This window comes from Chloracidobacterium sp. D, assembly GCF_018304685.1.
GTDB classification, from domain to species: Bacteria; Acidobacteriota; Blastocatellia; order Chloracidobacteriales; family Chloracidobacteriaceae; genus Chloracidobacterium; species Chloracidobacterium thermophilum.
Genome location: NZ_CP072634.1, coordinates 1,123,768 through 1,149,534 on the forward strand (window position 1 = coordinate 1,123,768; position 25,767 = coordinate 1,149,534).

Below are 25,767 nucleotides of genomic sequence, written 5' to 3' on the forward strand. Positions count from 1 at the left end.
GCCGGCTGTTCAGGCTTTGTGGGACAGGCTGTTATATGCCGGGGGACGTGAGAACAGGGACACTGCCCACCAGATGTGAGTGATGGCTTCACCGTTTAGATGTTCATGGCCCAGCGGGGCAGAATTTTTGGGTCATCGTACCATGTCAGCAGCGGAACGGGCAGGTGATACACGCCTTCAAGCCGGATGACTTCCGAACCTTCCAGCGCCATGCAGGGTTCCGGCACGATGCCATCGCCCCAGACATCCCCCGGCGCACCCAGCAGGCTTTCATACAGGGCATAGGCTGTCCGTTCAGCCAGCGTTCCTTCACGGTTGCCCCGGATGTACCGGCTGATCACGCTCACATAGCGGATTTTCGGAGCAAAAAACGCGCCGGGATAGTGCTCATTGGCCCAGCGGGTCGAGACCGAACTGGCCGGGGCCGAGCTGTGGTGCGGCGTGCCAAGGCAGACCAGCGTGGTGACGAAGCGATGGCCGGCGTAACGGCGTCCGCAGTAGTCATCCTCGCCGAGAAACTTCCGTGTCAGCCGCCCGCCGGCGCTGTGGCCGATGACCGTGACCGGCGCACCGGTCTGTTCAGCGACGGTTTCAATGCACTGTGCCATCACGTCTATGACCGGGCGGAAGTTGGCCCCGGAGGACTGCCACCAGTGGTAAGGCTCAATGGGAGCAATCCACACCTGCCGGTTGAAGGGTTCGGCCCGCAGACGGTTGGCAAGGGGAAGATAAGCCCGCCATTCAAGGAAGTGACCGGCAACGATGACAATGGGGGAAGGCATGGTTGTGGTTGGGGACGGGCTGGCGGGTGACGTCCGGGTTGCGTTTCCCAGGACTGTTATTGAATATAGCGCATACACACGCTGTTGCCGCCGCTTTTGCCCATTTATGGGCTGCCTGCCGGGTTTGGCGGTCTTGTTTTCCAGGGCCTGATTTCGAGGGCCTGACTTTCCAGGGACTAAACCAGGGTTTCGAGCCAGGGGTTTCCAGGGGAACTTCCGCTGGAGGTAGTGTGTGTCGTGACCCTCGATACCGTCGTGCACGGCGATTGCTTGGCTGTGCTACGCCAACTGCCGTCGGAAATGGCTGACCTGACCTTTGCCGACCCGCCTTTCAATCTGTCCAAAAAATACCGGAGCTATGATGACCAGCGGAGCAGTGACGAATATCTCGACTGGTGTCGGCGGTGGTTGCAGGAACTGCTCCGCATCACCAAACCAACGGGGAGCATCGTGGTTCATAACATTCCCCGGTGGTTGACTCACTACGCCGCCTTTCTCAACGAAAGGGCTGACTTCCGCCACTGGATTGCCTGGGAGGCGCTGGGGATGCCGCTGGGAAAGACGCTCATGCCGCGTCACTACGGCATTCTGTTTTATGCACGGGACAAACGGCAGCAGAAGTTTTATGAAATCCGCCACCCGCACCGGCGCTGTCGCAAGTGTGGTGTCCTGCACCGGGACTATGGCGGGAAAAAACACGGGTTACATCCTTTCGGGCCGCTCGTTTCCGATGTCTGGAGTGACCTGCACCGTGTCAAGCATGCCTCACGCCGTGACCCGCATCCCTGCCAACTGCCGGAAACCCTGCTCGAACGATTGCTGCTGATGACGACTGACGCCGGAGATGTCGTTGTTGACCCCTTTGCCGGCACGGGCACGACGCTGGTTGCCGCCAAAAAGCTGGGGCGGCACTATCTGGGGATCGAGATTGATGCTGGCTATGTCGCCGTCGCCCGGGAACGGTTGTCCCAGACGCAGGCTACGTCGCGGATTGGGGAAGTCTGGGTCAGTCAGGTGCGTGGCAATCTGGTGACGATTCGGGATTGTGACTGGCCCTATCTGCAAGCGTACTACGCCATTCCTGCGTCAGCCGCAGCGATTGAGGCAGCTCCGATTGCTTTTGACCAGCGGTTGGCGCCGATGATTGCGCGGCCAGGCCCGGCGCTGACCGAAGCTTCAGCCACACCAGCCATGCGCCGGCGAAAAACAGCTTGACCGGCAAACGGGTTGTTGCACAGGCTGCGTTTCCAGTCTGCCGTTGCGTAGAAAGGCAGCATGGAACCCAGCCCATGTCCCTGTCTGTCACCAGTGGTTTGCGTCTGCCCTTTGCCGTTTGGGGGCCGCTGGCTGCCGCCAGCCTGTTTCCGGTCTGGTGTGGCTGGGGGCAGGGGTTCAACCTCAACGACGACGCCTACATCACCCTGACCTACGCCAAAAATCTGGCTGCCGGGCGCGGTTTTGTGTTCAACCACCCGCCGCCCACGTTTGGCACGACAACACCGCTGTTTGCTCTGCTGGTGGCCTTGCTCGCGGCACTCGTGCGTCAGGTGCCAGTGGATGTGGTGGCCGTTTGGGCAACGGTGCTGGCGTGGCTGGCGGCCGGGTGGATGTTCTGGGTGTTTCGCCGGGTCTGGCATCTGGATGACCGGTCAGCCTGCCTTGTGGCGGTGTCCGTGCTGCTTGGTGGCTGGGCCGGGCCGCTGGGGGTTCTCGGCTCGGAGGTCTTTCTGTTTCACGCTTTGCTGATCCTTGCGTTGTCACTGCACCTGGCCGGCAAAGCCTTTCCGGCTGGGATTGTGACCGGGCTGCTGTTTCTGACCCGTGGCGAAGGTGTGCTGGTTCTGGGGGTCATGGGGCTGTCCCTGGGGTATCGCCGGTTCGTCGGTTCCGAAGGTGAGTCAGAACCGGAAGACTGGCGGGACTGGGGCAAGTATTTCCTCGCGCACGTCGGGCGGTTGCTGGCCGGTTTTATGCTGGTGTTGACGGTATGGGCGATCTATGCCTACCGCACCTTTGGGCAGGTACTGCCGGCGACGCTGGCTGCCAAGCGAACTCAGGCGGCGTTGGGATGGCCGAGCTTCACGCATGAGCTGCTGACCAACTGGTGGCGCACCTGGGGCGGGGCAAGTGCAGGGTATCCCCTGCTCAGTGTGTGGTGGGCGCTGGTCGTCGTGGGGTTGGTGACGGCCTTCCGGCGGCGGCTCCGCTGGAGCGTCTTTCCCCTGTGGCTCGTGGGTTATGTGGGGGGATATGCCGCGCTGGGGGTGGCCGGTTACTGGTGGTATCAGGTGCCGGTATTTCTTTCGCTTCAGGTACTGTTTGCGCTGGGGTTGGTCACGTGTTGGGAAATGCTTGAAAGGCGTTTCACGCGGTATGGACACCGGCTGGGGCTGGCTGTCGCCATCTGTGGGTTGGCCTGGATACTGTGGCCGGCAGCCAGAGCCGTGGTCCTGTACGACGGCGACTGGCGGGCGGCTTCCTACCGGACGCTGGTAGCCTGGTTGCGTGTTCATGCCCGGCCCACAGACCGGGTTGCCTTTCACGAAGTCGGCTACCTGGGGTTTTACAGCGAGCAGCGCATCGTGGATTTGTGCGGTCTGACAACGCCGGAAGTTCTGCCACACTTTGCCCGCCGGGACCTGACCTGGCCCCTGCGGACCCTGCTCCCCGAGTGGTATGTTGCCAGTCCCACGTGGGACATCCTGCCGGCGCTGCGTGAAGGCGGGTGGCTGGACCGGTACTACCGCCGGGTAGCCGCCCTGCCGGCCCCCGATGGCGGACAACTCCAGATTTTTCAACGCTTTGATCCCCCTGAAAGTCAGGTGAACACCCATGCCGACGTTGACGCTGGGCTATTCGCCCTGTCCGAATGACACGTACATTTTTGGCGCGCTGGCCCTGGGGATTGTCCGCGTTCCGGGGCTGGCGTTCGACATCCGGCTGGCCGACGTTCAGACCCTCAACGAGTGGGCGTTGGAAGGCCGGCTGGAGGTCACGAAGCTGTCGTTTGCGGCGTGGCTGACGCCGGAGGTCTCGGCGCAGTACGCCCTGCTGGAAGTCGGCGCGGCACTTGGACGCAACTGCGGCCCACTGGTTGTTGCCCGTGAGCCAATGGAACTGGGGACACTACGCAACAAGCAGGTGGTGACTCCGGGAAGGTTGACGACGGCCCACATGCTGCTGCGTCTTTTCACCGGCGACGCGCCGATTGCCGCTGAACTGCCGTTTGAGCGCATCATGCCGGCGGTGGCCGGGGGGCTTTACGATGCCGGCGTCATCATTCACGAAAGCCGCTTTGTCTATCCAGACTTTGGGTTGGTCTGCCTGGTGGACTTGGGCGAATGGTGGGAACATCAGACCGGGCTGCCCCTGCCGTTGGGTTGCATTGCCGCCCGGCAGACGTTGGATGACACCACTCAGGGGGTTGTGACCCAGGCCATTCGGGAAAGCCTGGCCTATGCCGATGCCCATCCCGAGGTCATCTGGCCCTACATTGCTGCTCACGCGCAGGAAATGTCGGCGGAAGTTCAGGCGCAGCACATTGCCCTCTACGTCAACGATTTCACGCGGGAATTGGGCGCCGAGGGCCGGCAGGCCATCGAAACCCTGCACCAGTATGCCCAGCGACTGGCATCACCGCCGGGTGCCAGCCAGGCGGTTTAGCTGGGTGGCAGCCATGAAAGCACCATGGCGGTGACGAGTCCGGTGGGTGGCTCGTTGAAGAAATCGAAGTCGCTGACGCGCCTGAACCCCAGGGCTTCGAGGCCACGGTAGCGCGCCAGTCCCGTAACCCGTGACCAGTAGGCAAGCACGGTTCTGGCCCCGGCCGCGCGGGCGGCTGCCAGCCGGATGTCGTCAAAGCGCTGGCTCAGTCCCTGACGGCGGACGTCAGGGTGCACCACAAGGCGGTTGATGGAAGCGATGGGTGGCGTGATCGCGACGGGAAGTTGGGCAAACAGGTGTCCGCCGGGAGCTTCTTCAAGGCGTTCGTGGATGGAAAGCCGTCCAGCGGCAACCAGTCGCGCGCCGGCAAAAGCCGCCCAGTGCCGGAACGGTGGCTTTTCCTCGCCGGGATCACGCCACTGGCCGTCAGGAAAAACGGTTGCCGGAAGCCGGGTTGTCATCCAGCACTCCGCACGCAGGCGCTGAATGCGCCGGATGGTGTCGGGGTCGGTCACTTCCGCAATGCGAAGCTCGTCATTGATCACGGCGTGTGTTCTCCTGGCAACCAGAGTGGATCGTGTCCCAGCGTGGGCCAGCGGCACCGGATGACCGGAGTACCGCCGGGAATAGGGCATTGCCGGGAGAGGTTGACCAGCACCCGCGTGGTGTGGGGCAGGTTATGCTGACTGGCGTGGCGCAACAGTAAAAGTTGGAATGCTTCCGCCGCCGGCGCTGACATTGATGACGGCGCTCTGGGATGTCCGCACGACCGCTCCGGCAATCTGCCCGCCAAGGTAGAACGGGTTGGCGTTGTATTTCATCGGCTCAAACGTGAATGTCCCGTCCGCGTGATGAATCGGGAAGGTCTCGACGGGTGTTGCCACCCGTTGCTGCACCACCCAGAGGGCATCATCCCGGACGGCCCGGCGCAGCGCCTGCTCCCAGGTGGCGTCATCGGTTTCGCTGCCGACATAGACATTGGTGCCGCCATAGGCATCGGCCGGTTTGAGTACGAATGCTGCGCGGTGACAGGCGACATGCTCGCACAGGTCCACGCGCTGGCCATTGGGCAGGGTGGTGTGCTGCTCCGCCACGATGCGCGTCCAGGGAAGGTGCTTCAGCAGCGTGGTGCGGGCCTCGTCAGAGAGAAAGGAAAGCTGGGATGGGTCGGTGAGAAAAGCGAAGAAAGCCTTGTTTTCGCTGACGCGACAGCGGAACGAGTTGATGAAGCAGGCCGCCCGGATTTCGTAGGCCGTTGTGAAGTCACGGGTTTCATCGAGTTTGGTCAGCAGTTCACTCGTCACGACGCGCCGGTAAACGATGTCCAGGCGGGTATCCCCGGCGTAGAGCCGGCCGTCCCGCAGTTCGACTTCGCGCGGATCGGCAATGACCGCGTGGTAGCCTTCGCGGATGAAGTAGTCCCGCAGGATGATTTGGTCGGAGGAGGTGCGAACGTCCGTCCAGTCCACGATCCCGATATTGGGATGCTCCTGTCCGCCAAAGTCGCGGTAGGTGGCGAGCAGCGCCGCCAGCAGCGCCGGGCGTGGTTCGTCGGATTCGAGGACATACTGTTCGGCAAAACGCCGGACAATGGGCAAATCCAGATAAATTTCCGTCATCGCGGCTGAATAGCCGACGCCGGCCGGCGCATCGTGGTTGAATTCCAGAAAAAATATGCCGTCTGGCGTTGGAAAAGCGTCCAGACGGGTCCAGACCACCGGGTTGTCATAGCCTGGATCGGTTCGCAGCAACTGGCGCTCGGCATCCTGAATGCGGAGCGCCTCGAAAAGGGCTTCCCGGTTGCCCCCGAACAGCCCTTTTTCAGCCGCAAGGGCGGCGTGAAGCACACTGGCGGCAGCCGTTTCAAGCTGGCGGCGTTGCTCACGGGAAAAGAAATGTGGACGCAAATGGGCCGGCATCGCTTTGCCAGCAAACAGGATGCCACGGGCCAGGAAGGCGGCATCGAGTTGCCCGACGGCCGCCCGGGCTGCCGCAGCATCTTCCGTGATGAGCCGGTGAAAGTCATCAATAGCAGGTTGCATGGCAGATAGGCACAGCCGATTTCAGCCGGCTTACGACTGCTTTTCAGCCAAATCGCCCAGAAGCGGCAGCTTGGTCATTGCATTACCGTACGCCTTGACCATCAGGAAAATGGAAGCGCCAAGGGAGGCCAGAAAAATAACCAGGACAAAAAGCGTCGAAAGCAGCGACAGAACACCGCTGATTTGACCGAGCACCATGCCCAGAATTAAGTTCAGAATTCCAATGACGGCTACGATGAGGTGAAAAAACAGTCCCTGCCAGGCGTGAAATTTGACAAAGCGGTTGGATTTTTCCACAGCAATAAAAATGATGGACAGTATCAGCCCGATGCAGCAGGGAGCATAAGCCAGCAGTCCGGCGACATTGGGTTGCAGCCCCAGGGGGCCGGGAGGTTGTCCGCCGCCAGGCATCATGGGGGACGGCTGGTATGGCTGGGAGGGCGGATAAGGCATCTGCCCGTAGGGATTCTGCGGGGTCATAGGGTAGCAAGGGTCTCCTTGTGGAGATTACCACTCGGCTGCGAGTGGATGTGGCGGGCTGAAACGCAGGGATTATTTCTTTTCGATGGGGATGGCGGCAACCGTATATTCTTTTTCTTCGCGGCGGATGCGAATCTGAATGGCCGTTCCCGGACGGCTGCGGGCAATGAGCCGGTTGAAGTGACCACTCGACATCACCGGCGTTCCCTCGACGGTGACGACGATGTCGCCACGTCGCAGACCGGCCTGATCGCCGGGCAGACCCCGCTCAACCTTTGCCACCCGTACTCCACGGACCGCGCCGGTCAAACCCAGCCCGCGCCGGTCCAAAGCGGATATGTCCACAGCCTCGACGCCAATCGAACTGCGGCGCACCCGGCCCATTGCGCGCAGATCGGGAAGAATTTCTTTCAGAATGTTGACCGGGATCGCAAAACCCAGGCCCTGTCCACGGGCAAGAACGAGCGTGTTGATGCCGATGACCTCGCCCGTGAGTGCGACCAGCGGGCCGCCGGAGTTGCCAAAGTTGATGGCTGCATCGGTTTGCAGAAAATCATCATAAGCGCCGTCGAGTCCACTCCGGCCCTTGCCGCTGATGATGCCAACCGTCACCGTGTGGTCGAGTTCAAAGGGGCTGCCAATGGCAATGACCCAGTCGCCGACACGCACGGCATCGCTGTCACCCAGCGGAAGCGTCGGAAGCGGTTGCTGTCCAAGGTCAACTTCAAGTAGCGCCAGATCAGTGGCTTCATCGTAGCCCCGGACACTGGCCGTCAGGATACGACCGTCCTGGGTGACAGCCAGAATGGGACCGCCAATTTTGAGGGCATCCCGGATGACGTGAAAGTTGGTGACGATTTCGCCTTTGGCATCAAGGCAGAAGCCACTGCCAATCGAGGTTCCCCCGTCTTCGGAAACCGACTGGATATTGACCACGCCGCCGTTTGTGCGCGCTACGACATCAGCAATGTTGGGGAGTTGCGGCACTGGGGCCGGAGGCCGTGGTTTGGGGCGTGCGCCGGGTTGTTGCGCAAGGGGAGACGACAAGAGTAAGCCCAACCACACCAGAAGGCAGGCACAGCACTGAAGACGAAACAGGGTCATTGGCTCGACGGCGATTGCACCCAGAGGGGAAGGGAATCGGAGGTCGGCTCATCGGAGGATGGCGTAGCAGGTGTGTCTTCACACCGTAGCCGGGCCGCAAGTTGTTCTGCGTCATAGCCACAGACTTCGGCAAGTTGTTCCCGAATGGCGTGAAGTTTCTCCAAAAAACGTGGCTTGCGATACATCAGCAGTTGGTCTTCCAGCTTCAGTGGGGTGTCGTGGTCAGGCGAAACACATTGACCAGGGTGCGCGGCGTCTGCCGTTCGATGTTGACGTAGGCGCGGGCGGCTGGCACCCAGGCATCGTCGAGTATCATACCGCGTGGCTGGTATTCGGCAATTGGCAATCCGTCTGAAATCAGCGAAACCCGCCCGGAAGCGTGAAAGAAGGTGACAAAGTGGCTGTGGTTTTTCGTGGCATAGACGGCTTCGCCCAAATCCATTTCCGCCAATTCGCGGTCGCCGGTAAAGGTGGCCAAGCGCATCGGCTGCTGGTCGCCGTCACCAAATAACACCAAGTGGAAATCACCCCCCACCGACGAGGGCATCAGCGCCAAGGCCGGTGATCCCAACGGAATCTGGTACTTGATGCGGCCGGAAGCGTCCAGACACATCACTTTGGGGCGAATGGGGCCGGATGTCACCAGGATGTCATCGTCACCCAGCACCAGAAGCTGTGGTGCCTGCAAGTAGTTACACACTTCCAGTTCCCAGCATTGCCGTCCCTCCGGCGAGTAGCCGGACAGGCGCGTGTCGTTGGCCAGAAGAAACAGGTTTTCGGCCGGGGTCACCGCCAGACTGGTTACAGGAAAGGGGAGTGAAAACAGTCGCCGGGGCGACATGTCACCGGCCGCAAGCGCGTACAGGCTGCGGTTTGTGGCGAAATAGCTTGTTGTCGCCTCAGCGTGGGGCACGGCGGTTGCCGTGATGCGCTCCGGCAGGAAGTAGGGCACAAAGCGCCGCCGGTCGAGTTCCAGAAAGCCGGTTGTGCGGGCATCCACGATATAGACAGCCGGGCGTTGGAGTGGGTTGATGACAAAGAGCTGCTGGCTGCCGGCAAGTTCGAGGGTAAACCAGGGTTCGAGTTGCTGGGTTTGTTCGAGTCCCGTGTCAGCACTGGGTGCGTTCCTGGCGGTATCGGGAGCACGCGCTGGCACCAACGCCGCCGGACCGTCGAGCGTGTCAAGGGCTTCCAGAAGAGCTTGGGCCGACTTCATCCGCTCCCCAGGCGTTTTGTGTAAGAGCGCTGCCACAATGGGGCGTACCGGCTCTGGAATCCGGCTCAAGTCAGGTGGTTCCTTGGCGTGTTTGGTGAAAAGTTCCTCCGGCAGGCCATGGAAAGGACGCTCTCCGGTCAGAAGTTCGTAGAAAATCACCCCCAGAGAATACAGATCACTGGCATAGGTCGAAAAATCATAAAACTGCTCCGGCGCCATGTAGGCCGGCGAGCCGTTTGGCTTCTGTTGGTCGAAGACATTGGCCAGATGATTGGCGATGCCCAGGTCCGCAATCTTGTAGCGGTTGGCACCGGTGGTCGGGTCGGGAAAGACCAGGATGTTTTCAGGTTTCAGATCGCGGTGCAGGATTTGCCGGCTGTGGGCATAGGCCAGCCCGGCGGCCACATCCCGGATCACCCGGATGGCTTCCCCCATCGGCAGTGCGGTCTGCTGGTTGAGAAGGTCGCGCAGGCTGCCACCGGCGGCATATTCCAGCACCAGCTTGTTGCGTGTGTTGCCCTGTCCGTAAATGAGGTCAACACAGCGGACGACATTTGGATGTTGCAGGGTCGTCAGGGAAGCCAGTTCGCGGAAAAAGAGTTGGGCGGCCCTGCCGCCGCCCAGAAACTCCTTGATGGCATACAGTTCGCCGGTGGTTGAATCACGTGCCAGATGGACAATGGCATGGGCACCGCTACCGATAACCTTGAGCGTTTCGTACGTCATGGCGGGGGGATGACCGGCCGGCAAAATGAACGCTGAGAGTAAAACTTACGGATAGCAACCGGCAAGTGACGGCCAAACCATACCGGCCCTGTGGAAGGTACGTGCCGGGGGAATACAGAAGCCGGGAGCGCATACCAGGAAAACCGATCCTAGACAGTTTCCACGACCTGCTCGTGCGTCATGCCGGACTTGATTTTTTCACTGATCCCACGGAGGCGTGCCGCGCCAGTCACCACAAAGCGGCTGGCTTCAGCGCCGCGTGAGATACACTCTGTCTGGACACAATCAAGGTCATGTCCGCTCATATAGCCCAGCATGCCAGCGAGAATCCCGGCAATCATGGGGTCCGAAAACTCTTCTTCGTCCCGGATGACCTCGGCGAAGATGGAGTCTTCGAGCGCCGCCGTCACGATACCTGTTTCACGCGCCCGTGAGACATCAATCGTCATCAGTCCCCAGCCGTGATAGACGAAGTATTCGCGGAAAAACCGCAGAAACATGCTCACCGGCAGTTCACGAATCTGGAGGTTGCCCACCACTTGGGCTTCCCGCTCCAGACGGCGCATGATGCGTTCGCCCCAGATGCGTCCACAGGTTTTGAAGATAACGGGCCAGGCCGGACCTGCCTCATCCTTGACCGCCCTGTAAACACCGGTCAGGAAATCATTGGAGAGCAGGCACAGGCGCGTCTTGGCTGGATTCCACAGGACGCCTTCGCGCAGGTCGAAGCCAATCCGGCTCTCGTCAAAAAAGGTCTCCAGACCTTCAAGCAAATCCGCTGTTGTCATGCTCCGTAATCCTCCGACAAAACATTCATGGCAAGGTCAAGATAAGGAGCTATCAGCCGGAAACTTGTGGGCTGCAACTCCTGCTGACACTCGCGCTTGACGACATAATACATGTGATAGATGGACTTGACCTTGCCCTTGAAAGACTTGAGTTTTGCCGCCAGTGTCGGGTCAATCCTGGAAAAGGCTTCCCGCATGGCTTCTGTCTGACCGGTTTCCGGGAACTCAAAGGCCTGGAGAATGGTCTTCATCCAGATAAGCAGCTTGTCTTCAAACCAGCGCGGATCCTCAATAAGCATGGAAAGCGTGGCATAAGACAGAACATAGCGTGCATCACGGACACACTTTGCCGTGGCATGCTCATGGTGCTGCTCGTAGGGGTACATCGTGTAGATTTCTTTCACGCTGCGTCCCACGATGCCGGTTTCTTTGGCACGTACGTCTTTGGCTGCTTCGATATGTGCCTTGAGGTTGGGGTAAAGACTTTCCAGCTTGGCGAACTCGGCGTCCGTGAAGTACTTGCCTTCGGCTTGCCGGAACATGTTCGCCAGCTCAGGGTGACGATGTGGGGGAAGTGCCACGGCAGGCGATGTCATAGATGTGGATAACCTCCAAAAAAGCCTTGGTGCGGAAGACCCCTGCATTGATGAACCACGACCCTCTACAAACATCCGTGGAGTCACTTGCAGGGAAAGGAGTCACTTGCAGGGAAACGGGTCTAGTTTTTGGACTTTGAAGCCTGCACGGCGCTTTCGGTCGCCGCACGTAGGAAGTCGCTTGCCCCGGCGCTTGACCAGGGAGAGCGCCCGGAGCGCGTGCCGCCGCCGCTTGGGTTCCAGGGAATACTCTGGAAGAAGGACAGTGCCGTTTCTTCGTCGGCAGCCGCTGTATCGGCTGTACCTACGACCAGGGAAGCCGCGACAGAGGCCGCTACTGCTGCTGGCGGGGTGACAACCGGAGCCGGCGCAGCAGCTTCACCCGATGCAACCCCGGGTGTAAGGGCTGTTGGAAGCGGTAGCGCGCCAGTGGTGCGGGCAGCGGCCGTCAAACGGGTCGTGGACGGACGAACAACAACGGATCGCACTGCCGCCGCGCCGCGCTGAGTCCAAGGCACCATTTCTTTGAAGAAGGCCTCGGCCGTATCTTCCAGACTCAGGGCTACACGGGCGCGCTGCATCGCCAGGTTGAGTTTTTCACGGCACCGTGCGATGCGCGCCAGCAGGGCTTCCTGCTCGTCGAGTAGGTCTTGGGGGAGTGACAGGCTCAGTGTGGTCATGGAGTTTCAATGCCTGAAGGGATGAAGCCATCGATGCCAATGGCGGTCATTGACAGATGCATTCTGTTCGGTATAGCGGAGTCAGTCAGTCAACGAGTTTTTCCATAATCTCTTTGGCGGACGCACCTTCACGGCGCCAGAATTCAGCCGCATTGACCTTTTTCTGCGAGCCAATGATGAACTTGCAGCAGTCATTTCCCATCGAGTAGCACTGCACTTCGATGCCACCCCGTTCCTCACGGTCAAACACGCTGAAAACACCGGCAAACATGCCGGCATACATGTAGCAGACCGGCTTTCCAACCTGCTCCATGGCCTTGGCAACGGCTGAATTCTTGATGGTGACAAAGACCATGCCCTGCTTTTCAAAGCTGAAATCAATCGCCCAAGCACCCCAGCCTTCAGTGGTCAGCGGCCACCACCAGGACTCCAGTACGAACTTGCGGTTCATCTTCCATATATCGAGCTTTCCACCGCCAAATTCGTGACGCATTTTTTCGGCAAAACGCTTCATGTCGCTGACGCCCCACTCATAGCCGCTTTTGTACATGATAAGGTTGGAAGCATTGCCGACTTCTTCATCGAGTCCGGCATGAAGGCTGGTGATAAAATCTTCGGAAGCATAAACCCCACGCTGCCCATCCCGAAGCCGGATGGTGCGGGTGCGTGGGTCACGGGAAAGAAAGTCTTCAGGGACAAAATAGTTGTGGTAGTTCTTGATACCACCATCGGCCACATTGATTGCCATGGGCGGACTCTCCTCAGTAAGGTTGGGGTGAAAATAGATGCATTGGCGGGGTATTGTGTCTGATGCTACAAATGATACTGCTTGTTTTAGCTGTTGTCAAGTTGTTTTAAGTTGGGCTAAGTACTTGGCTTTTCAGAAAGCTGACGCCGCGAGCTTCGACATGTCAAAATCTTCGCCTTCCAGCTCCAGGATTCTGGACTTCGTGATGATTTTTCCGCGTTCAATGAGCACCCGACCATCGCGGGGGTGCAAAATCGGCACCTCGGCCCGCTTACCAACAAGCACACGGAGGTCTTCGATGTCCTGGAGATACATCCCTTCAGGGAGTTCGACAACCACGCCATCACCAATGATGCGCGCCTGGCAGGAGAGCCGTGAACGCGCCGTAGCGCCAGTGATGGTCGCCAGCGTGCGAATCTCCCGTTCGGTGCGGGGGGTGAGACTTTCCTCGCCCTTGATGACAAACACGTGACAGGTTGCACACAGCCCCATGCCGCCGCACGCCATGGCCACCTCGCACTGTGAGGCCAGCAGGGTGTCGAGAACCTTGGTGTCTGTCTTGACCGAAATGGTCTTGTTAATCGGTTGCAGGGTGAGGGTTTTCATGGGGCTTAACTCCAGCGTTCGACAAAAATACTTGTTTTGGGAATCTCAGCCGACTGGAGAACTTGCTGATAGAACTTTATTTCAGGATATTCACCGGCTGCGTAAAATTTTGTATTGGGATTTTCAAGGTAAAGGCTTCTTACCATTACCGGCGTGACACGTCCCAAACCTCCAAACCATCCTGCTGGACGGGTTGGCTGATTGAGCAGGATGACACGGGTCAGGGGACTGTTCTGCTCAAAATGCTTAAACTCAGCATCGTAGAGTACCTGACTGGGATCAGTGACTTCATGAAAGAGCGTCATGCGTCGTTCCGGCTGACGGACAAGCATGTAGTAAAAAAAGCTGCGTGCGGCCGGAATGCAGTAATCGCAGCCAATGAAACAGACCGGATCGAGGCTGTCTGTCTGAAGCTTGAGTTGTCCCATCGGACGCCCGATGGAGACTGTGTCTCCAACCTGCATCCGGTCGTAAAACTGTGTGCCAAAGTTACCGGTTCTTTTGACCGTTACCTGGAAGTACTTCTGATCGTGAGGAGATGAGCTGATGGTCAGCGGCGCCTGGTGTTTGTCATCAAGATGAACAAGGATGAACTGCCCGGGTGTGAAAGCAAAAGGGTGCTCACCAAAATCAAAGATAAATGAACGCACATCCGGTGTTTCCTGGATGATACGGCGCAGGATGTAAGGGTGCGTTTTCATGAGTTAACTGCCACAAGCTTGGGTTATGCCGGGGTGGCGAGGCGATGGTACCGATGGGAATGCGGTGAAAACTTGGTATTCTGAGTTTCAGTGTTGAACTAGCGGGAGCGCAGGCTGGCCAGTTCCTGTTCCAGCGCCCGGATGTGCTTCGCCGTCATTTCATTGGTCTGGGCCGCTTCTGCAACAAGGGTATCTATTTCTTGCGTGAGCCGTGCATTTTCGGCGAGAGATTCACCATACACCCGGGCAAACAACCTGTGTTGACGATGTACCTGCTGGGATAGAAGGTCAAGTTCACCTTCGGTTTCTTTCGCCACTTCAAGCATGCCAAACAACGCCAAGTCGGCAACCTCAATCCGCCGTCCAAGCTGCTGAAGATGGCGGCGCACCGCCAGTTCGAGATCGTTCAGATCGGCCTGGACCTCCTCCATGTCCACAGCCGCTTCCTGCAAGCGGTATTGAAGCTGGAGAATGTCACCTTCACGCTGATGGAAATAGTGACGCACGGTCTCTTCGATATCGTCCAGATCAGCCTGGGCTTCCTGCATATCCATTGCGGCTTCCTGCAAACGGTATTGAAGCTGGAGAATGTCACCTTCACGCTGATGGAAATAGTGACGCACGGTCTCTTCAATATCGTCCAGATCAGCCTGGGCTTCCTGCATATCCATTGCGGCTTCCTGCAAACGGTACTGAAGCTGAAGGATATTGCTTTCGCGGTGGGACAGATGTTCGGCAACATGCCTGTTGTATGTCAACAACGCCTGCCGGATGTCCTCCATCTCGCGGGTGGCTTCACTGACAACCGAGAACAGGTTACGCACGGCTGTGTCATAGTGCGCCAATTCCTGGTTGCGTTCACGAAGAAATCCCAGCGCCTCATCCCGCTCCTGGCGGAGACGGCGGATGGTCATTTCGGCTGCCTCAAGGCGGCTAATTCCGTGCTGAAGTGCCGGGAACCGCTCCAGGGTGCGATTGATGAGCCCCACACACCACCGGTACACCAGGCGGGTCAGGGTCGGTAAAACCTGAAGGGAGTCTTTTGGTCCACTTTCTGGCGGGAAGGAGACCGGTGAGAGGGAGGTGTCACTGATGGACATGGAAGCTGGCATCGGGTGCGCCACCTGCTCTTGGGGATTGTACGTGAAAGACACTCACCGAAGCTTGCAACGACGCCTGGCCTTGGCAGTTCAGGTATCCAACCAACTCTATGCGTTTGGACAAGACAGAGACACCCAAGGGGAAGAGTTGGTCGCAATGCATCGGAAGTTTCGAGTATATCCAGATTTGCGGAAAAGTCACGGTATTTTTCCTGCCACTTGTCCGGCACCTGTACGCGGGTGCGGCTGTCGGGCGCAATCACTCATCACCTTTTTGTGGGTGCAACCTCTACCTGTGTGAGCCGGTCTGTGGCGTGGTGTCAGGGGCTTCAGACAGCAGGTCGAGGGCTTTCAGTCCGTTGGCAAGAAACGTGAGAACGGCGGCCTGGTCAGGCACTGTGGTTTCCAGCTCGCCTAACGTACGCTGTCCATCAAACAAGCGGAGCAGACGGGCCGTTTGTTGGGGGAAGTTGTCCGACTCAAGGCTATGCCGCAATTCCGGCGCCAAGGTGTAAGCCTTCGATGGTTCAACCGGAGAGAAGGAAAGGTGGTCAGCCAAGGTCAGCAGCCAGCCGGCGGCTCTGAGCGCTGCTTCCATCATCTGGTGTTCTGTGGCCGGGACGGCGGTCAGGGGCTGCCTGCCCCCTTCATCTTCGTCACTTGGCGGCTGTGGCACTGTCTCGCGTCCGGCTTCCACGGCGGGGGAATGGTGGGTCGCGGCGCCGGCCCGGAGGCGGGCTTCCTCGGCTTCATCCCGGCGGCGGAAGGCTTCCATCAGCAGCCCCATGAGACGGTCCTGAAGGGTTTTCGGAGGGGGCATCGCTGGCAGTGCCGCCATCTGAAGCTTGACCGCTTCCCACAGCAGGATGTCGTATGCTGCGGCTTCGCCGGAGCTGTGGCCAGTTTCGGCGTGAAAGAGTTCGCCGTCACGGAAGTAGAGATAGCCCACACGCCCGTTGGCTGTGACCCGCAGGGCGCAGCTTTTGCGCTCGGATTCCAGAAGCTGTAGAAACGAAGCCAGTGTGAATCCCTGGATAACGCCCTGCTGGCGGGCATCGAGTTCGTTACAGATGAGGTTGTGGAGTGCTGTGACACTGAGCGGCTTGCGGATGACCGGAAAGGCGCCAACGCCCTGCAGGCGGTTTTCGACAGTGCTGACCACCATGGCGGTCATGATGATGACAGGTATGTGGACCTGCTCGCTGAGCATGTGGGCAATCAGCTCGAAGCCATCCATCACGGGCATCTGCAGGTCCGTCACCACGACATCCACGGGGTGGCGCATCAGAATGTCGAGCGCTTCCCGTCCGTGTTCGGCCGTGATGATGGTGAAGGTGCCTTGGTAGCGGCCGAGCCACCTGGACACGATCTGAAGCACCGCCTGGTCGTCATCAACCAATAGAACTCGCTTCACCATGCTGAGCCTCTCTGGGAAAGGATGTCGTCAACGCAGGGGCTTACGCAGGGGCCTAGATACCGGTCATCACCAGAAACTCAGGGGTGACGATGATGGGGCAGGGAAAACCGCTGATGAGGTTAAACCGCCGTACCCGTGCCTGTCGGTGGATGCTGGCAATATGCCCGAAATTCCACGTCACAAAGAAGTCTATGTTGTGAACCGAGGCCAGGGCGACATGAAAGGCGTCGGCCAGAAAACGTCGTTGGAAGATACCGCTGCCCACATAGCCGGCAGCCAGCATTGTGGCTTCATCCCGGAGCGGCAGTTGGGGAAGCGGACGGATCAGGTTGAGGTAGGCAGAGCGGTACGGTTCGGCGAGTTGCTCCAGTTCGTGGTACACTAGCGGCGAGACAAATGGCTGGTATTCCCCCAAGTCGTACTCCCACCACCGCAGGGTGAGGTCGCGACGGAAGGGATCATCGTTGTCCAGGTACGCTCCGACAACCGAAGTTTCAAGATAGAGTGTCAGTTTCACCGTTCTCCCCCAAGCCATTCCATCTCGGTGACAATTGACGCTGGCGCCGAATGCGCCCATACTTTTCCTGCACTGTCAGCTTGCGTCCCCGACGCAGCTGCCCCGCGCAGTTTGTTTGCGCCTGATATCTGCATCTCATCGTCCGTGACGGGAGTCGCTACCATGTCTGATACTGAAACCCCAAAGCCCGATATTACCCAACTTCTGGAAGCACACCGGCGTGATCGTGCTTCGCTGCACTGGGAAGGGACGTTCCGCGAGTACTTTGAAATGGCGGTCAAGCGGCCTCAGCTCACGCAACTGGCGCATGCCCGCATCTGCGACATGATTCTGGCTGCTGGCACGACGGTCATCAATCCAGGTACGCGAGATGAGATCACGCGCTACAACTTTTTCAGCGAGGAGCTTTTTGGCATTGATGAGACGATTGAGCAGTTGGTCGAGTACTTCAAGTCGGCGGCCCAACGCCTGGAGGTCCGCAAGCGGATTCTCCTGCTGATGGGGCCGGTCGGCGGAGGAAAGTCCACCATCGTCACCTTGCTCAAGCGGGGCCTGGAGAAGTGGACACGCACCGAAGCCGGTGCCGTGTATGCCATCAAGGGCGACCCGATGCATGGCGATCCCATGCACCTCATTCCCCAGGAGCTGCGCCCCGAAATCCAGAAGCACTACGGCATCTACATTGAGGGCGAACTCAGCCCGCAAGCCCGCTACGACCTGGAGCACACCTACAAGGGACGGCACGAGGATGTCATTGTCGAACGGATTGTCTTTTCGGAAAAAGACCGGGTTGGCATCGGCACGTTCGCGCCAAGCGATCCCAAGTCGCAGGATGTCTCCGAGTTGACCGGCTCCATTGACCTTTCCACGATTGGCGAAGTTGGCGTGGAAAGCGATCCACGCGCCTATCGCTTCGATGGCGAACTCAACGTTGCCAATCGCGGCATGATGGAGTTCATCGAAATCCTCAAGTGCGATGAGAAGTTTCTCTACTCGCTGCTTACGCTGTCGCAGGAACAGGCCATCAAAACCGGTCGGTACGCGATGATCTACGCCGATGAGGTCATTATTTCGCATACCAATGAAAATGAATACCTGGCCTTCGTCGGCAATAAGAAAAATGAAGCCTTGCAGGACCGGATCATCATGATCAAGGTGCCCTATAACCTCAAGGTTTCAGAAGAGGAACGAATCTACAAAAAACTGCTTTCGCAAAGCAGCCTGCAAGGGATGCACATTGCTCCCTACACCCTGCGCGTGGCTGCCATGTTTGCTGTCCTGACCCGGCTGGAGCCGCCCAAGCGTGCCAACATGGACCTCATCAAGAAAATGAAACTCTACGATGGGGAGGATGTGGATGGCTTCAAGAGCAAGGATGTCAAGGAACTCAAGGCCGAAACTGTCCGGGAAGGGATGTTTGGCATCTCACCACGGTACATTATTAACTGCTTGTCCAATGCCTTGGTTCAGGGGGAAAAGAAATATATTACCCCGATTGACGCCCTGCGAGCCATCCGGGACGGCTTTGACCAACATACCGGAATCACGCCTGAAGAACGTGAGAAGTACCTCAATCTTCTGACGCTCGTTCGCAAAGAGTATGACGAAATTGCCAAGACCGAAGTGCAGCGGGCCTTTGTCTACTCCTTTGAGGAAATGGCCAAGAGCATCTGTGATAACTACTTAGACAATGTCGAGGCCTACTGCAACAAGGAAAAAATCAAAGATCCCATCACGGAAGAAGAAATGGAACCCGACGAGCGGCTGATGCGCTCCATCGAAGAGCAGATCGGGATTTCAGAAAACGCCAAAAACATGTTCCGGCAGGAAATCCTCATCCGCATTTCGACGTATGCGCGCAAGGGCAAGCGGTTTGAGTACAATTCTCACGAGCGGCTCAAAGAAGCCATCGAGAAAAAGATATTTGCCGACTTGAAGGACATCGTCAAAATCACAACCTCGACCAAGTCGCCAGATGCTGACCAGTTGCGGCGGATCAATGAAGTCATTGACCGGCTGGTGAAAAAGCACGGCTACACCCCCGAAAGCGCCAACGAGTTGCTCAACTATGTGGGGAGCCTGCTGTCACGGTGACCATGGCCGCAGAGTCTGGCATCGCCCGGCGTCTTGAACCCGTCCGGCGGCTGCGGGGAAAGGTCAGCTTGCCGGGGGACAAATCCATCTCGCACCGCATGGCGATGCTGGCGGCGATTGCCGAAGGCGAGACCTTCATCGAAGGCTATTCGGAGAGTGCTGACTGTGGGGCCACGCTGGACTGTCTGCGCCGCCTTGGCGTCCGCCTTCAGGTGACAGACAGCGGCGTGCACATCCGCGGGGCGGGAAAAACCGGCTTGCAGCCAAGTCCGGTGATGCTGGATGCCGCCAACTCGGGCACTACAATCCGCGTGCTGGCCGGTATCCTCGCCGGCCAGCCCTTCGAGACAAGCATTACAGGGGATGCCTCGCTGCGCCGCCGTCCCATGCGCCGCATTATTGAACCCTTGCGGCAGATGGGAGCAAGCGTCTCCGCCACAGACGACAATCTCGCCCCGCTCACGATCCGGGGTGGGGCTTTGCGCGGTATCACCTACGAACCGCCGGTTGCCAGCGCCCAAGTCAAGTCCTGCCTGCTGCTGGCCGGCTTGTTTGCTGAGGGTGAAACGACAGTGCTGGAGCCGGTTCCGACCCGTGACCATACCGAGCGTCTGCTCCGTGCTTTTGGTGTATCCGTCACCTGCCGGGGCGCAGCGCGTACCGTGAGCGGGCATAGCCGGTTACAGAGTCCCGGACGGCTGCGCGCGCCGGGAGACTTTTCTGCCGCAGCGTTTTGGTTGGCCGCCGGCTTGATGGTTGAATCGGCTGAACTGGTCCTCGAAGATGTCGGACTCAACCCGACCCGGACCGGGCTGCTGACTGTGTTGCGGGAAGCCGGATGCGCCATTGAAGTCGTCAATGAACGTCTGGTCGGTGGCGAACCCATCGGTGACCTGCAGGTGAACGCCAGCACCTTGCGTCCGTCGCGGCCGCTGCGTCTGGCAGGGGCGTTGACAGCGAATGCCATTGATGAAGTGCCGATTCTGGCCGTTCTGGGGGCTGCCTTCCACGGCGCGGAAGTGTCTGACGCCGGGGAACTGCGGGTCAAGGAAAGTGACCGTCTGGCACTGATCGTACGCAACCTGCGCGCCATGGGCGTGGAGGTTGAAGAGCGCGCCGACGGATTGACGGTGCCCGGCGGCCAGCGTTTTCGGGGTGCCAGCATCGAAACGGCCGGCGATCACCGGATTGCCATGGCTTTTGCTGTTGCTGCGCTGGTGGCAGACGGTCCAACCACCCTGGATGATGCTGGCTGTGTGGGCGTATCCTTCCCAAACTTCTTCACTGTTTTGGAACAACTCCGGGGCCAGGGGCCGGGGTAGCTTGCGTCAGGGTTGAAACATGTCAAGGAAAGGCTCGTTGCTGGTTGTTGATGACGAGGAGGTCATGCGTGATGTGCTGGAGACGCTCCTCTCCAGCGCCGGGTACAACGTCAAGCTGGCCCGAACCGGTGAAGAAGGACTGGAACTTTACCGGGATCACGTTTTTGACGTTGTGCTGCTGGACGTTTCGATGCCGGGGATGGGGGGACTGCCTACCCTGGAAGCCCTGCTTGCCCATGACCCGGAAGCTGTTGTCATTATGATTACCGCCTACGCCACGTTTGAAACGGCTGTCAGTGCCTGGCAGCGTGGCGCTTTCAACTGTATCCGCAAGCCCTTTGAAAATGAGGATATTTTGCGGGTTGTTGAGGCGGGCATCCGGCGCCGGCGCAAGGACGAAGAACACGCCCAGCTCAAACGTACCCTTCAGCAAAGCGCCGACAAGCTGGGCATCATCGCCCGAAGCGCCGCCATGCGGGACATCCTGGCGCTGGTTGAGCAGATTGCGCCAGCTCGGACGACGGTTCTGATTCAGGGGGAATCAGGAACCGGTAAGGAACTCATTGCACGCGCCATTCACTTTGCCAGCCCACGGGCCAAGACCGGGCAGTTTGTGCCTGTCAACTGCGGCAACATTCCTACCGAACTTCTGGAAAGTGAACTTTTTGGCCACTCACGCGGCGCTTTTACCGGCGCTTTTACGGCCAAAAAAGGTCTCTTTGACATTGCTGACGGCGGGACACTGTTTCTGGATGAAATCGGCAACATCTCCTTTGAAACCCAGAGCAAACTGTTGCGCGTCATCCAGGAACGGGAGTTCATCCCACTGGGGGAAACCACACCCCATCGGGTGGACACCCGCATCGTGGCTGCCACCAATCTCGACCTGAAACAGGCCGTGATGGACGGCAAATTTCGGGAAGACCTGTTCTATCGCCTGAACGTCATCAACATCAAGCTGCCACCTCTGCGTGAGCGCCCGGAGGATATTCTGCCACTGGCACGGCACTTCATCCGCAAGTACAACGCAGAGAACCAGCGTCAGATGTCAGAAGATATTGACCCTGATGTGCTGGCACTGCTCGAAGCCTATCCCTTTCCGGGAAATGTGCGTGAACTGGAAAATGTCATCGAGCGGGCTGTTGTCATCTCACGGACGAATTCCCTGACCGTGGAGTGTCTGCGGGATGAGATTCTCAACCCTCCGGTACGGGGGGAACTTCAGTCCCTGCCCGGTGGGCTGCTTTCATCCTCGCTCGACATTTCCCAAGGCATACGTTTTTATGATGTCGTGGCACAGTTTGAGATCGAGCTGATTCGTCGCGCTCTGGAGCTGACCCGCAACCACCAGAGCCGTGCGGCCAAGCTGCTGGGTCTCAATCCAACCACTCTTAACAGCAAGATAAAAAATTACAACATCAAGTAACCTGCCTGCCGATTGGAGCTGCTGCCCTGCTTATGAATCCCGTCCTGCCTGATTTGAATACAAACGGTTTTGTTTCCCTGCTGGAGAGCGCTGTCAGGATGCTGCCCGGACTGGAGAAATTTTCACGTACCAACAACATCAGCTATCTGTACACCTCAGACGCACTGGACTGGACAATTTTCATTCTCTATTTTGGACTGCTCTTCATCCTTGCCATCTATGGGGCTTACCGCCTGAGAATTACGTACCTGTTCCTACGCTACCACCAGTTTCGTCCGCAGCCAAAAGCCTATTTTGATGAAGATAATCTGCCGCATGTGACCGTTCAGCTTCCGCTGTTCAACGAAATGTATGTGGTCGAGCGCCTGCTGGCTGCCTGTGCGGCACTGGATTATCCAAAGGATAAGTTGGAAATTCAGGTTCTCGATGATTCGACGGACGAAACCCAGGCCATTGCCAAAGCGGCTGTCGAGCGTTATGCCGCCCAAGGGCTGGATATGGTCTATCTTCACCGGACGAACCGTGCCGGTTTCAAGGCCGGGGCGCTCAGCGAAGGTCTCAAAGTGGCCAAGGGGCAGTTCATTCTGATTTTTGATGCTGATTTTCAGCCAAAGCCGGACTGTATCCGTAAGATGATTCACTACTTTACGGAGCCACGGGTGGGGGTTGTCCAGTTCCGGTGGAGTCACCTCAATGCTGACTACAATCTGCTGACCCGTGTACAAAGTGTCATGCTGGATGGGCACTTTGTCATCGAGCACACGGCACGTCACCGCAGCGGCGGCTTTTTCAATTTCAACGGAACGGCTGGCATGTGGCGGCGGGAAGCCATTGTCTGGTCGGGCGGCTGGCAGGCTGATACCCTGGCTGAAGATACTGACCTCAGCTATCGCGCCCAGCTTCTGGGGTGGAAATTTGTTTACGTCCTCGATGAAGATGTACCGGCTGAACTCCCGGTTGACATCAATGCCTTCAAGGTTCAACAGCGTCGTTGGGCAAAGGGTTACACGCAGGTGGCTATGAAAATCCTGCCCCGCCTGGGTGGATTGAACCCGCCACTTCACGCCAAAATAGAAACCTTCTTTCACCTGTCAGGCAATCTCATCTACCCGCTTATGATTGTCTTTCACCTGCTTCATCTTCCAGTCCTGATCGTGCGCTACAATCAGGGGTTATTCCATCTCATGCTCCTGGATGTCCCCTTTCTGCTGCTCTCAACATTTTCAGTGACATCATACTACTTTATATCTCTCAAAGAGCTTTACGGAAGCAGATGGAAGAACTTGCTGCTTATCTATCTCGCTATGTCCATTGGGGTCGGGATTTCAATCAGCAATGCCAAGGCCGTGTTGGAAGCATTGCTGGGTATCCAGAGTGGTTTTGTCAGAACGCCAAAATATGCCATTGATGGGAAGACAAAGGAAAGAAGCTGGCAGCAGAAAAAATACCGCAGGACGATGGGATGGCTCCCCCTGCTTGAGATCGGCATGACCCTGTACTTTGTGCTGACGGTTGCCTATGCCATTCACAGTGAAATCTGGGGCGTGCTGCCATTTCTTTCCATCTTTGTCCTTGGCTACGGATATGTTGGCGTGGCTTCACTGCTCAATGGCCTGGGTGTGAAGAAGTCCAGCAGCCTGCCGGGTGGTCATCAGCTTTCACCAGTTACAGACTGATAGATGACAAGTTGGCTTCCCTGTCAGCACTTTGTGAGCACGTTGCAGATCACCGGAGCCTGAATGGCTTTCCTTGAGTAGGGAGGGAGTAATGCCGGCATTGTTTTTCTCAAAGTTTTCAAAAGCTCTCGGCATGGATTTTTCGCGTCCTGGATGGGTAGCCATTCAGGTTCTTTGCTGGACCTGGCTGTGGTGTGGGCTGGTTGTGGGTCAGGCAACAGATCAGTCCCCCAGTGAGACAAATCAAGCTCCCAATGAAAATGTCCGCAAAGAAGCCGAGGAGATACTGGAAAAGGTCGTTGAGAATTATAAAAGGCTCCCTTCCTATCGGGCCACTGTTCGCCTTACCTCGTCTAACTTCACGGCCTCAGACTCTGAAGTGATGGTGCGCGTCAAGGACAGAAATCGGATAGAAGTCAGGATGAGAACAAACGATGGCGAGTGGTACGGGTGTTCCACTCCTGAAGGTTATTTCAGCTACACAAGCAAAGACCCCAGCTACTACCTCTCGCACACCCTCCCGGGTGGAGTATCGCAAAGTGATGTAAATGTCGAGGATGTTGCTAGCAAGAGTCAAATACATGGTTGGGGTTGGTATTCCGTTTTTGGTATCTGGGCTGGGTATAACCCGGTCAAGAGTATAGCCGGAAACTGCAAAGACATAACCGTTGAGCACCTGCCGGACAAGCCGTTGACAAAGGTGACACTGATCCTGAAAAAACCGGAAGGCCGTATCCTGTTTACGGTTAACCGGGAACAGAATGAGCTGCTGGCTGTGAGATCGGAAACTCGCCCACAGGGTTCTGCACCAACGGTTTTTACTGAGACCGTCACGGCTTTTGAGCCGTTGCCGCCGGATGAGGAAATTGCCTTTGTTCCGCCACCCGGCGCCAAACGGATTGATGTTGCCCCACTACCCCCAAGGTACAGTAACGCGCTCAGGCCTGACGCCACACCGTTTGACTTCAAAGCCAAGGATTTGAATGGCAAGTTGGTGTCACTCAAAACCTACAAGGGGAAGGTCCTGTTACTGGATTTCTGGGCAACCTGGTGTGGTCCTTGCAGGGCCGAACTTCCAAAGCTGAGGGAGGCTTATGAAAAATACAAAAAACAAGGTTTTGACATCTTGAGCATCTCACTTGATTATGATGATGATCTCACCAAGGAAAGTTTCATAGCCTTTGTCAAAAAGGAAGGGATGAACTGGCGACATATCTACGATGGGCGGGGTTGGAGAGCGCATATTGCCAAACAGTATGGCGTCACGGGGATTCCTTTCACGTTACTTATTGGACGCGATGGCAGGATTGCTGCGGTCAACCCTCGTGGAGAAAAGCTCGAACCAGCCATACGGGCGGCGCTGGCCAAGTAAGTTTCTGTTGGCATCAGCGGCTGCCGGGTGCGCAGCACGTCCCTGTTACGTGGGATGACCGCCGGCTGGCAGCCGCATCCGTCTCTTGCAAGTCTGTCTGGCAGAACCACTCAGGACCGGGGCTGACGCCCGAACTTGGCCTGGAGACGGGCTTCGACAATCGGTGGCACGAACGGCTGGACCGAGCGCCCAAGGAAACAGATTTCCTTGACCAACCGGGAACTGACAAAGCTGTACGTGTCGGCCGACATCAGAAAGACCGTCTCGATGTCGGGCTGCATGTGACGGTTCATCTGGGCCATCTGGAGTTCATATTCGTAGTCGGAAACCGCGCGCAAGCCGCGAACAATGCAGTTGGCCCGTTTTCGCTTGGCGAAGTCCACCAGAAGCCCTTCAAAGCTGTCCACCTCGATGGTTGTCCGGGTGGTTTCAGCCAGGGGGGCGACAACCGCCTGAATCATCTCGATGCGCTCCGCCACGGTGAACAGCGGGCTTTTCTGTTCATTGTTGAGAACACCAATGGTGATGTGGTCAAAGAGCGTACAGCCCCGACGGATGATGTCGAGATGCCCATTGGTGATGGGGTCAAACGATCCGGGATACACAGCACGGCACACAGCGCGCAGTCACCTTTCCAGAAGCGGCAGGATGGTTCAGGGACGGCTGCTGACCAGGTTGTAGCGACGCCGTCGCCGCAAGGGCTTCCTGAAG

The 25,767-nt window shown here is 57.9% G+C and carries 24 protein-coding genes; 8 read left to right on the top strand and 16 right to left on the bottom strand.

Annotated features, from left to right (window positions below):
- Nucleotides 1-95: 95 nt before the first annotated feature.
- Nucleotides 96-782, bottom strand: a complete 687-nt coding sequence (locus J8C01_RS04700) for an esterase/lipase family protein (RefSeq protein ID WP_014099458.1) — start codon at nt 780-782, stop codon at nt 96-98.
- 237 nt (nt 783-1,019) lie between these two features.
- On the opposite strand from J8C01_RS04700, the gene J8C01_RS04705 reads away from it, so the two are divergent.
- The 3 genes from J8C01_RS04705 to J8C01_RS04715 all read left to right on the top strand — a co-directional run bounded on the left by J8C01_RS04705 (nt 1,020) and on the right by J8C01_RS04715 (nt 4,445).
- On the top strand, nt 1,020-1,997 hold the full coding sequence (locus J8C01_RS04705; RefSeq protein ID WP_228374073.1) for a DNA-methyltransferase: 978 nt from the start codon (nt 1,020-1,022) through the stop codon (nt 1,995-1,997).
- A gap of 74 nt (nt 1,998-2,071) precedes the next feature.
- Nucleotides 2,072-3,655, top strand: a complete 1,584-nt coding sequence (locus J8C01_RS04710) for a hypothetical protein (RefSeq protein WP_211432554.1) — start codon at nt 2,072-2,074, stop codon at nt 3,653-3,655.
- Nucleotides 3,615-4,445 (top strand): 1,4-dihydroxy-6-naphthoate synthase, encoded by an 831-nt coding sequence (locus tag J8C01_RS04715; RefSeq protein WP_211432555.1) that lies wholly within the window; start codon nt 3,615-3,617, stop codon nt 4,443-4,445. Before J8C01_RS04710 ends, J8C01_RS04715 begins: the two co-directional genes overlap by 41 nt.
- Here J8C01_RS04715 and J8C01_RS04720 read toward each other — a convergent pair.
- From J8C01_RS04720 to J8C01_RS04785, 14 genes are all read right to left on the bottom strand, one after another.
- Complete coding sequence (locus tag J8C01_RS04720; protein WP_211432556.1) at nt 4,442-4,990, bottom strand: GNAT family N-acetyltransferase; 549 nt, start codon at nt 4,988-4,990, stop codon at nt 4,442-4,444. The two genes, J8C01_RS04715 and J8C01_RS04720, sit on opposite strands and share 4 nt — an antisense overlap.
- A 132-nt stretch (nt 4,991-5,122) precedes the next feature.
- The gene (locus J8C01_RS04725) at nt 5,123-6,487 is read right to left on the bottom strand and encodes a circularly permuted type 2 ATP-grasp protein (RefSeq protein WP_211432557.1); all 1,365 of its coding nucleotides are present in this window, start codon (nt 6,485-6,487) and stop codon (nt 5,123-5,125) included.
- A 30-nt stretch (nt 6,488-6,517) separates the two neighbouring features.
- A complete protein-coding gene (locus tag J8C01_RS04730; protein ID WP_211432558.1) occupies nt 6,518-6,967 on the bottom strand; it encodes a DUF4870 domain-containing protein in 450 nt (149 codons plus the stop codon).
- Between the two features lie 72 nt (nt 6,968-7,039).
- Nucleotides 7,040-7,954 (bottom strand): S1C family serine protease, encoded by a 915-nt coding sequence (locus J8C01_RS04735; RefSeq protein ID WP_014099466.1) that lies wholly within the window; start codon nt 7,952-7,954, stop codon nt 7,040-7,042.
- A 322-nt stretch (nt 7,955-8,276) separates the two neighbouring features.
- A complete protein-coding gene (locus J8C01_RS04740; protein WP_014099467.1) occupies nt 8,277-10,013 on the bottom strand; it encodes a serine/threonine protein kinase in 1,737 nt (578 codons plus the stop codon).
- A gap of 149 nt (nt 10,014-10,162) precedes the next feature.
- The gene (locus J8C01_RS04745; protein ID WP_014099468.1) at nt 10,163-10,801 is read right to left on the bottom strand and encodes a hypothetical protein; all 639 of its coding nucleotides are present in this window, start codon (nt 10,799-10,801) and stop codon (nt 10,163-10,165) included.
- Complete coding sequence (locus J8C01_RS04750; RefSeq protein WP_187288420.1) at nt 10,798-11,397, bottom strand: globin family protein; 600 nt, start codon at nt 11,395-11,397, stop codon at nt 10,798-10,800. The genes J8C01_RS04745 and J8C01_RS04750 overlap by 4 nt, the downstream gene beginning before the upstream one ends.
- A gap of 122 nt (nt 11,398-11,519) precedes the next feature.
- Nucleotides 11,520-12,077 (bottom strand): hypothetical protein, encoded by a 558-nt coding sequence (locus J8C01_RS04755; RefSeq protein ID WP_014099470.1) that lies wholly within the window; start codon nt 12,075-12,077, stop codon nt 11,520-11,522.
- 85 nt (nt 12,078-12,162) lie between these two features.
- Entirely contained in the window at nt 12,163-12,825 is a 663-nt protein-coding gene (locus tag J8C01_RS04760) for a V4R domain-containing protein (RefSeq protein WP_014099472.1), read from the bottom strand.
- Between the two features lie 132 nt (nt 12,826-12,957).
- The gene (locus J8C01_RS04765) at nt 12,958-13,431 is read right to left on the bottom strand and encodes a 2Fe-2S iron-sulfur cluster-binding protein (RefSeq protein ID WP_014099473.1); all 474 of its coding nucleotides are present in this window, start codon (nt 13,429-13,431) and stop codon (nt 12,958-12,960) included.
- A 5-nt stretch (nt 13,432-13,436) separates the two neighbouring features.
- Nucleotides 13,437-14,132 carry a ferredoxin--NADP reductase gene (locus J8C01_RS04770; protein ID WP_014099474.1) on the bottom strand — a complete coding sequence of 232 codons (696 nt, stop codon included), beginning with the start codon at nt 14,130-14,132 and terminating at the stop codon, nt 13,437-13,439.
- A 98-nt stretch (nt 14,133-14,230) separates the two neighbouring features.
- Entirely contained in the window at nt 14,231-15,244 is a 1,014-nt protein-coding gene (locus tag J8C01_RS04775; protein WP_211432559.1) for a coiled-coil domain-containing protein, read from the bottom strand.
- Nucleotides 15,245-15,521: 277 nt separating this feature from the next.
- Nucleotides 15,522-16,649 carry a response regulator gene (locus J8C01_RS04780; RefSeq protein WP_211432560.1) on the bottom strand — a complete coding sequence of 376 codons (1,128 nt, stop codon included), beginning with the start codon at nt 16,647-16,649 and terminating at the stop codon, nt 15,522-15,524.
- Between the two features lie 52 nt (nt 16,650-16,701).
- Complete coding sequence (locus J8C01_RS04785; RefSeq protein ID WP_014099477.1) at nt 16,702-17,166, bottom strand: PIN domain-containing protein; 465 nt, start codon at nt 17,164-17,166, stop codon at nt 16,702-16,704.
- 162 nt (nt 17,167-17,328) lie between these two features.
- On the opposite strand from J8C01_RS04785, the gene J8C01_RS04790 reads away from it, so the two are divergent.
- The 5 genes from J8C01_RS04790 to J8C01_RS04810 all read left to right on the top strand — a co-directional run bounded on the left by J8C01_RS04790 (nt 17,329) and on the right by J8C01_RS04810 (nt 25,056).
- The gene (locus J8C01_RS04790) at nt 17,329-19,260 is read left to right on the top strand and encodes a PrkA family serine protein kinase (protein WP_014099478.1); all 1,932 of its coding nucleotides are present in this window, start codon (nt 17,329-17,331) and stop codon (nt 19,258-19,260) included.
- 2 nt (nt 19,261-19,262) lie between these two features.
- A complete protein-coding gene (gene aroA / locus J8C01_RS04795; protein ID WP_211432561.1) occupies nt 19,263-20,582 on the top strand; it encodes a 3-phosphoshikimate 1-carboxyvinyltransferase in 1,320 nt (439 codons plus the stop codon).
- A gap of 37 nt (nt 20,583-20,619) precedes the next feature.
- On the top strand, nt 20,620-22,008 hold the full coding sequence (locus J8C01_RS04800) for a sigma-54-dependent transcriptional regulator (RefSeq protein WP_014099480.1): 1,389 nt from the start codon (nt 20,620-20,622) through the stop codon (nt 22,006-22,008).
- Between the two features lie 32 nt (nt 22,009-22,040).
- Entirely contained in the window at nt 22,041-23,684 is a 1,644-nt protein-coding gene (locus J8C01_RS04805) for a cellulose synthase family protein (RefSeq protein ID WP_211432562.1), read from the top strand.
- A gap of 91 nt (nt 23,685-23,775) precedes the next feature.
- A complete protein-coding gene (locus tag J8C01_RS04810; protein WP_211432563.1) occupies nt 23,776-25,056 on the top strand; it encodes a redoxin family protein in 1,281 nt (426 codons plus the stop codon).
- A 110-nt stretch (nt 25,057-25,166) separates the two neighbouring features.
- Here the strand turns inward: J8C01_RS04810 and coaD are convergent, their stop codons facing one another.
- Nucleotides 25,167-25,661, bottom strand: coding sequence for a pantetheine-phosphate adenylyltransferase (gene coaD / locus J8C01_RS04815; RefSeq protein WP_211432564.1), 495 nt, complete (start codon nt 25,659-25,661; stop codon nt 25,167-25,169).
- Nucleotides 25,662-25,767 lie beyond the last annotated feature (106 nt).

Excerpts from the sequence above, each read along its gene's own strand:
- J8C01_RS04770 (WP_014099474.1), bottom strand. The coding sequence starts at position 14,132 with ATGAAAACGCACCCTTACATCCTGCGCCGTATCATCCAGGAAACACCG.
- J8C01_RS04730 (WP_211432558.1), bottom strand. The coding sequence starts at position 6,967 with ATGACCCCGCAGAATCCCTACGGGCAGATGCCTTATCCGCCCTCCCAG.
- J8C01_RS04790 (WP_014099478.1), top strand. The coding sequence starts at position 17,329 with ATGTCTGATACTGAAACCCCAAAGCCCGATATTACCCAACTTCTGGAA.
- J8C01_RS04810 (WP_211432563.1), top strand. The coding sequence starts at position 23,776 with ATGCCGGCATTGTTTTTCTCAAAGTTTTCAAAAGCTCTCGGCATGGAT.
- J8C01_RS04740 (WP_014099467.1), bottom strand. The coding sequence starts at position 10,013 with ATGACGTACGAAACGCTCAAGGTTATCGGTAGCGGTGCCCATGCCATT.
- J8C01_RS04710 (WP_211432554.1), top strand. The coding sequence starts at position 2,072 with ATGTCCCTGTCTGTCACCAGTGGTTTGCGTCTGCCCTTTGCCGTTTGG.
- J8C01_RS04715 (WP_211432555.1), top strand. The coding sequence starts at position 3,615 with ATGCCGACGTTGACGCTGGGCTATTCGCCCTGTCCGAATGACACGTAC.
- J8C01_RS04775 (WP_211432559.1), bottom strand. The coding sequence starts at position 15,244 with ATGCCAGCTTCCATGTCCATCAGTGACACCTCCCTCTCACCGGTCTCC.
- J8C01_RS04760 (WP_014099472.1), bottom strand. The coding sequence starts at position 12,825 with ATGGCAATCAATGTGGCCGATGGTGGTATCAAGAACTACCACAACTAT.
- J8C01_RS04700 (WP_014099458.1), bottom strand. The coding sequence starts at position 782 with ATGCCTTCCCCCATTGTCATCGTTGCCGGTCACTTCCTTGAATGGCGG.
- J8C01_RS04755 (WP_014099470.1), bottom strand. The coding sequence starts at position 12,077 with ATGACCACACTGAGCCTGTCACTCCCCCAAGACCTACTCGACGAGCAG.
- J8C01_RS04745 (WP_014099468.1), bottom strand. The coding sequence starts at position 10,801 with ATGACAACAGCGGATTTGCTTGAAGGTCTGGAGACCTTTTTTGACGAG.
- J8C01_RS04780 (WP_211432560.1), bottom strand. The coding sequence starts at position 16,649 with ATGGTGAAGCGAGTTCTATTGGTTGATGACGACCAGGCGGTGCTTCAG.
- aroA (WP_211432561.1), top strand. The coding sequence starts at position 19,263 with ATGGCCGCAGAGTCTGGCATCGCCCGGCGTCTTGAACCCGTCCGGCGG.
- J8C01_RS04805 (WP_211432562.1), top strand. The coding sequence starts at position 22,041 with ATGAATCCCGTCCTGCCTGATTTGAATACAAACGGTTTTGTTTCCCTG.
- J8C01_RS04725 (WP_211432557.1), bottom strand. The coding sequence starts at position 6,487 with ATGCAACCTGCTATTGATGACTTTCACCGGCTCATCACGGAAGATGCT.
- J8C01_RS04750 (WP_187288420.1), bottom strand. The coding sequence starts at position 11,397 with ATGACATCGCCTGCCGTGGCACTTCCCCCACATCGTCACCCTGAGCTG.
- J8C01_RS04765 (WP_014099473.1), bottom strand. The coding sequence starts at position 13,431 with ATGAAAACCCTCACCCTGCAACCGATTAACAAGACCATTTCGGTCAAG.